The 6263-nt window shown below is 63.2% G+C and carries 7 protein-coding genes and 2 pseudogenes; 4 read left to right on the top strand and 5 right to left on the bottom strand.

All coding sequences use genetic code 11. The features are described from left to right. From JCM25156_RS22675 to JCM25156_RS08110, 4 genes are all read left to right on the top strand, one after another. On the top strand, positions 1 to 372 hold a 372-nt coding region (locus JCM25156_RS22675; RefSeq protein WP_034958934.1), incomplete at its 5' end, for a YfdX family protein. A 102-nt stretch (positions 373 to 474) separates the two neighbouring features. Beyond that, the gene (locus JCM25156_RS30930; RefSeq protein WP_242402551.1) at positions 475 to 822 is read left to right on the top strand and encodes a hypothetical protein; all 348 of its coding nucleotides are present in this window, start codon (positions 475 to 477) and stop codon (positions 820 to 822) included. Further along, positions 819 to 1094, top strand: a complete 276-nt coding sequence (locus JCM25156_RS30925; protein ID WP_242402550.1) for a hypothetical protein — start codon at positions 819 to 821, stop codon at positions 1092 to 1094. Before JCM25156_RS30930 ends, JCM25156_RS30925 begins: the two co-directional genes overlap by 4 nt. Before the next feature lie 193 nt (positions 1095 to 1287). Next, on the top strand, positions 1288 to 1527 hold the full coding sequence (locus JCM25156_RS08110) for a hypothetical protein (RefSeq protein WP_025812719.1): 240 nt from the start codon (positions 1288 to 1290) through the stop codon (positions 1525 to 1527). A 19-nt stretch (positions 1528 to 1546) separates the two neighbouring features. Here the strand turns inward: JCM25156_RS08110 and JCM25156_RS08105 are convergent, their stop codons facing one another. The 5 genes and pseudogenes from JCM25156_RS08105 to folP all read right to left on the bottom strand — a co-directional run. Next, positions 1547 to 1990 carry a hypothetical protein gene (locus JCM25156_RS08105; protein WP_242402549.1) on the bottom strand — a complete coding sequence of 148 codons (444 nt, stop codon included), beginning with the start codon at positions 1988 to 1990 and terminating at the stop codon, positions 1547 to 1549. A 331-nt stretch (positions 1991 to 2321) separates the two neighbouring features. Continuing rightward, entirely contained in the window at positions 2322 to 3047 is a 726-nt protein-coding gene (locus JCM25156_RS08100) for a response regulator transcription factor (RefSeq protein ID WP_025812717.1), read from the bottom strand. Between the two features lie 136 nt (positions 3048 to 3183). Then, positions 3184 to 3986: pseudogene (gene thiD / locus JCM25156_RS22665) on the bottom strand (bifunctional hydroxymethylpyrimidine kinase/phosphomethylpyrimidine kinase). A gap of 3 nt (positions 3987 to 3989) precedes the next feature. Continuing rightward, a pseudogene (glmM, locus tag JCM25156_RS22660) lies at positions 3990 to 5346 on the bottom strand (phosphoglucosamine mutase). Positions 5347 to 5557: 211 nt separating this feature from the next. Continuing rightward, the coding region (gene folP, locus JCM25156_RS22655) for a dihydropteroate synthase (protein ID WP_306301743.1) at positions 5558 to 6263 on the bottom strand (706 nt) is incomplete at its 5' end.

The following is a 6263-nucleotide window of genomic DNA, read 5'->3' as shown; positions in this document are numbered from 1 at the left end:
GGCTTGGCTGCCGGTTCGAGTGGCGAATACATCGTGACCGAGGATCTGGAGCCCACCTCCGCCAAGGGGACGGCGGTGGCCACGGCCAATACCAGCCTGAACAAGGGCAAGCCCACGCAGGCGGCGCAGAACCTGCAGGTAGCGGCGGTCGATGTTGACTTCGTGCTGGCCATCGCCCCGCTCGACGCCAGCGCAAGCGATGTCTACCGCGCCAGCAACCTGCTGGCGGGCAACGATGTGAAGAGTGCTGACAGCGCATTGCAGGATGCCCAGAACACCATCCGCTTCGTATCCGAGGACATGGTCGGCACCCCGGCGGGAACGCCCGCCGCCACCGCGCCCAAAACCAGGAAGAAGGCCGCCGGTCACTGATAACCGGCCGGATTCCGGTCCTTCCTCATGCGGCATCGGCTACCCGCCACCGTCTCCCCCAGCGGGGGGCGGTGTAACCGGCCCATACGGGGCGGATGGCGCATGGCGGCCCGGCTTGGGGCCGCCTGCGTGTCTCTCGCCCTCCTGTCACAGCCCGCATGGGCGGGTGGTGGCGCGATCCGGCTCTGTCTGGAACGCCATACGGTGGAAGACAGCTTCGTGCAGGACACGCCGGTACGGCAACCCGTACATGTGCCTGCCGGAACGGTGCTGAATTACGCCGGACATGCCTTCGGCCCGGCTTCCGATCCGCTCGACCGCGCCATGCCGCGCCGGATGGGGATGGCTGGCGCGATGTGCCCCCGGCGGAAGAAGCCCGCAGGCGGCTGCTCCAGATGGAGGACATTGGCGGCGATTCCAGCTATCACCGCCCGCAGGCCGCCCTCATGACCACGGATGCCGTAACCCTGTCACACGCCCGCCCCTGCGCCACGGTTGGCGCGACGGCCGTGCTGTCGGCTGACTGGACATGGACGATGGACACCATCCCCGCCCGGCCCGACATGTATTTTCAGGCCTATGGCACGGTTCATGACGACCAGCTTGACCCGACATTCAATAACGATACCGACCCGTTCCAGTGGGTGGCGGCGCATGGCGGGCTGAACGCCATCGTGACACAGACAATTGATCAGTCACTCACGCTCCGCTCCCCTGATTAGGGGCTGCATCAATTTAATTATCCACCCGATCCTGTAATTTCCCCTGACCGGATCCGTTGCCTGTGGCATGATCCGGGGCCAGACTCACGGGCCGGTACTGCACATGGTGGCGTAACAGCCCATGCGTGCGGGACCGGGGGCCTGCGGCTCTGAATCCACGTATGGCAACCGATGGGAAACTATGGAGAACGGGATGGCTCTGTACCAGTCCGCACAGTTTATCGATACGTGGACCGATCCTGAATTCGACAAGATCCATCCTCCCCGTACCGTCGCCCCCCATTCAGGTATTTACCGCTGCGTGGGCTGCGGGGTGGAAACAGCCGTGAGCGAGGGGCAGCTCCTGCCCCCCATCCATGCCCACCCGCACCGTGCAGGCACGCAGGAGGCATGGCAGATGGTGGTCTATGCCGACCACCGCCCCAAGCAGTAGGAACGCATGCGCGCGTGCCTTACCACCAGCCGCCGCCCCACGGGCCACCGCCCCAGCCGCCACCCCAGCCCCACATGCCCCAGTTCCATGAGGCATCCTGGTACATATCGGCCGTCATCTGCTGCTGGTCCGCCAGGTTCTGCGCCTGCACATAGGACATGTAGCGCCCGTAAGCCGCCTGGTTCCCTACATACAGGCAGTTGCATACCTTCGGATCGGAATAGATGTAGAGCATGTGATCCCCGAACGATTTCTGAAGAAATTTGTTGGGGGGCAGCTTCTGCAACATCATCTGCCGTTCCGGATTGTTGGCGGGGCGCACGACAAAGCCGGCCGCGGCCAGGCTGTTTTCCTTGTCCACAATCCGGTCATGCAGGCTCTCGCACGCGGTCAGTCCGGTCGTCGCGGCAAGCAGCAGCGCACCACTCGTATATAAATGCCTTAACGCTGTTCTCTTACCCATTGCCTGCTGCCTGTTTCCATCGTGTTGATCCCGGCATCCTGTCCCATCACGGGAACGGAATAAAGATGCGACGGAAAAAACATCCGCATTATTCTTCCGAAGTTTGATTTACCTCATGTTCGGTCAAGGGGGGAGGGTGCGATAAAAGTAACGCGATGGGGGCATCGCACATCGAATCATCACTTTAAAAACTTGGCAGGTTTCCCGGTTTGGGGAACCTGCCATTTTCTTTTGTGCCCGGCCCCACCTGTCGGCCGGATGTCCTCTCCCGCCCCACGCCACGGAACGCCCGCGCGCGACCGTGGGAAAGGAGAGGGAAGCAGGCCCGTCTTCAGCCCGTCCGGATATGCACGGCCGATTCGGTTGAAGGCAGGGTGAAGGAACTGTTTTCCTCCCGCAGGACATATCCCTGCCCCCACACGGTGGAGATAAGCTGACCCGCCCCGGCAAGCTGCAGCTTCTTGCGCAGTTTGCAGATGAACACGTCAATGATCTTCATTTCCGGTTCATCCATGCCGCCGTACAGGTGGTTCAGGAAAGCATCCTTGGTCAGCACCATGCCCTTGCGCAGCAGCAGCAGTTCAAGGATGACATATTCCTTGCCGGTCAGATGCACGTTGCGGCCCTTGACCCGGACCTCCCGGCTATCGAGACACAGTTCCAGCGGCCCGGCACGCAGCGTCGGCTCGCTATATCCCTTGGAGCGCCGGACAATCGCCTGCATCCGCGCCGTCAGTTCCATGGATTCATAGGGCCGGGTCACATAATCATCCGCCCCGGTGGAAAACGCCTTCACCTTGGCGGTGGCGGCCCTTTCATCCGACAGGATCATTACCGGCGTCGGCACCCGCGCCACGCGGCTGGTGCGGATGACCTCGTAACTATCCATGTCCGGCATGCATATGTCCATAACGGCCAGGTCATAGTTATAGGATTTTAACATTCCCAGTGCATCATGCCCCGTATCGACATGATCTACTGTGAACCCGGCGCGTTCCATATGCCGGGTGGTCTCCTGGGCTTTTCGGGCATTAGGCTCAACAAGCAAAATCCGCATAACGACCATCCAGTAGATATTTACACTTCATCTACCTATAAGTGTGTTATCACTAATGAACAACCTAAAGTTGATAGCCTGTTACGATTGTCTCATGAATTTTATGTATATGCAGCGCCTGTTTTTTAAAGGACAGTTAACTATTCCATTGTCCGGCCTGAATACCATGATTCAGGGGGCCAGCTCCCGCGCCATAACCGGGCGCGGCTGTAATGGCCGCCTGCACATAGGCCCGCCCGCGCAGCACCGCGTCGCGCAGTCCCATCCCCTGCCCCAGCCCGGTCGCGATCGCGCTGGCCAGGGTGCAGCCCGTCCCATGAGTGTGGCGGGTGTGGATGCGGCGACTCACGAATTCCTCAGTCGCGCCGCCCTGTTCAACCAGTACATCCACCAGTTCATCACCCGCCATATGCCCCCCCTTGAGCAGGACCGCGCGGGGGCCGAGCGCCAGCAGGTCACGGGCCGCCGCAAGCATGTCGCCGCGCTGTGTAACCGAACGCCCCAGCAGGGCTTCGGCTTCCGGCAGATTGGGGGTCAGCACCGTGGCGAGCGGTAACAGATATTTGCGCAGCGTGGTCAGCGCGCTGTCATGCAGCAGGGCCGCCCCGCCTTTCGCCACCATGACGGGGTCAAGCACGTAGGGAATATCGGGAGCGGTGCGCAGCACGTCGGCAATGGCCTCGATCACCACCGCCTGGTCCAGCATCCCGCTCTTGAAGCGTCAACCCCCAGATCGTCCATGACGCAGCGCATCTGGGCCACGACAAAGCCGGGCGGCACCGCCATGACATCGTGCACGCCCAGGGTGTTCTGCGCCGTCAGCGCCGTTACCGCCGTCATGGCGAAGCCACCCAGCATGGTGACGGCCTTGATATCCGCCTGAATCCCCGCGCCGCCGCCGCTGTCGCTGCCCGCCATGATGAGAATGCGCCCGCGCATGGCTCAGCCCGCCATCTGGATGGCGCTGATGGACTCGCACATGGTCTCGACCACTTCCTTTACCAGCGCTTCATCCTCGGCTTCCACCATGACACGGACCAGCGGCTCGGTTCCGCTTTCCCGCAGCAGCAGGCGGCCCTGCGTACCCAGCCGCGTCTCGGCCGCCGCGCGGGCTTCATGCACCTGCGGATCATGCAGCGGGCTTTTCCCCGCAAAGCGGATATTGCGCAATAATTGTGGATATGGCTGGAACAGGGTGCAGACTTCACTGGCGGGGCGGCCCGTCTCCACCACCTCGGCCAGAACCTGAAGGGCGGCCACCAGACCATCCCCCGTGGTGGCGAAATCGGACAGCACCATATGGCCGGACTGCTCCCCCCCGATATTCGCGCCGAGTTCGCGCATCTTCTCGACCACGTAGCGATCTCCCACCGCCGTGCGCGCCAGTTCCAGACCCTGCGATTCCAGATACCGCTCCAGCCCCATGTTGGACATGACCGTGGCCACGATATACCGACTGGACAGCCGCCCCTGCCGCGCCCATGACTTGGAGATGAGGCGAGGATCTGGTCGCCATCGACCAGATGGCCCTTTTCATCGGAAATCAGCACACGGTCGGCATCACCATCCAGGCGATGCCGATATCGGCCCGATGGTGCAGCACCGCCGCGCACAGGGCCTCGGGCCGGGTGGAGCCACAGCCTTCGTTGATGTTGACGCCGTTGGGGTCACACCCGATGCGCACGACCTCCGCCCCCAGTTCCCACAGCGCGGTGGGCGCGACGCGGTAGGCGGCGCCATTGGCGCAGTCGATGACAATGCGCAGCCCGTCCAGCCGCAGACCGCGTGGAAAGGAGGATTTGGCGCTTTCCACATACCGGCCCGCCGCATCGTTCAGCCGGGAGGCGCGACCGATCTGGTCGGGAGCGGCCAGCCTGCCCTCCAGATCCGAGTTCATGGTCGCCTCGATCCCGGCTTCCGTTTCATCCGACAGCTTGAACCCGTCGGGACCGAACAGCTTGATCCCGTTATCCCCATACGGGTTGTGGGAAGCCGAGATCATGACCCCCAGATCCGCCCGCAGCGAGCGCGTCAGCATGGCGATGGCCGGGGTCGGCATCGGCCCCACCAGCGTCACATCCATCCCGGCGGACAGGAAACCGGACACCAGCGCGCATTCGATCATGTAGCCCGACAGGCGCGTATCCTTGCCCAGCAGGACACTGTGGCGGCGCGCGCCCTGCCTGAAATGCAGCCCCGCGGCCTGCCCCAGCTTCTGCGCCACTTCGACGGTCATGGGAAAACGGTTGGCGGTGCCCCGGATTCCATCAGTGCCGAACAGCTTTCTCGTTTTTACCATTACTGGGGGGTCTCCGGATGCATTCTGGTCTTACACGACCTACCTTACCTGTCATGACCGATCCAGCCCCTCTCTGACTCGCAGGGCCTGCATCATGGCTGGAACGTTGTGTACCCGTATTATGGTGCCCGGAAAAATCAGCCCCGACAGGCTGGCCGCGATGGTGCCCGGATCGCGCCGGGCCGCATCGGTTCGTGACCGATCTCGCCAATCATCCGCTTGCGTGAGACCCCGAGCAGCACCCGGCAGCCAAGGTTCGCCAGCAGCGGCAGGCGCGACAGAAGCTCCATATTGCCCGAAAGGTCTTGGCGAAGCCGATGCCGGGGTCAACCAGTATGCGCGTGCGCGCGATACCCGCCGCAACCGCTTCATCCACGCGCTGGCGCAGTTCCCGCGTCACATCCACCGCGACATCCTCATAAACCGTGTGCCGGCCCATGGTTGCGGGCGTGCCGCGCATGTGCATGAGCACGACCGGGCAACCATGCCGCGCCACGACCGCACGGGCCTGCGGGTCATATGTCAGGGCCGAGACATCGTTGATGATGTCGGCCCCGGCCGCCAGCGCGCGGTCCATGACCATCGCCTGCCGGGTATCGACGGAAATCCGCATGTCATCCAGGGCGGAACGCGCCCGCATGGCGATGATGACCGGCCCGATCCGCCGCCACTCTTCCTCCACCCAGACGGGAGGCGCGCCGGGGCGGGTGCTTTCACCGCCAATATCGATCAGCCTGCACCCGGCCGCGTGCATCTGCTGTATGGACTCAAGCGCGGCCCAGACATCGTAATGCCGCCCGCCATCGCTGAAGCTGTCGGGGGTGACATTGATGATCCCCATCACCTGCGCGCCCGGCGGCAGGCCCGCATCCGGCGGGGGGGCGCTCACCCGTTCCACCACATCGGCCCAGTGCGGG

The organism is Komagataeibacter kakiaceti JCM 25156, from assembly GCF_000613305.1.
The sequence above is the reverse complement of the archived record's forward strand: the minus strand, read 5'-3'. Positions and strand labels throughout refer to the sequence as shown.

Bases quoted from the DNA above. Each gene is read 5' to 3' on its own strand.
- JCM25156_RS30930 (WP_242402551.1), top strand. From the start codon at position 475: ATGGCGGCCCGGCTTGGGGCCGCCTGCGTGTCTCTCGCCCTCCTGTCA.
- JCM25156_RS30925 (WP_242402550.1), top strand. From the start codon at position 819: ATGACCACGGATGCCGTAACCCTGTCACACGCCCGCCCCTGCGCCACG.
- JCM25156_RS08110 (WP_025812719.1), top strand. From the start codon at position 1,288: ATGGCTCTGTACCAGTCCGCACAGTTTATCGATACGTGGACCGATCCT.
- JCM25156_RS08105 (WP_242402549.1), bottom strand. From the start codon at position 1,990: ATGGGTAAGAGAACAGCGTTAAGGCATTTATATACGAGTGGTGCGCTG.
- JCM25156_RS08100 (WP_025812717.1), bottom strand. From the start codon at position 3,047: ATGCGGATTTTGCTTGTTGAGCCTAATGCCCGAAAAGCCCAGGAGACC.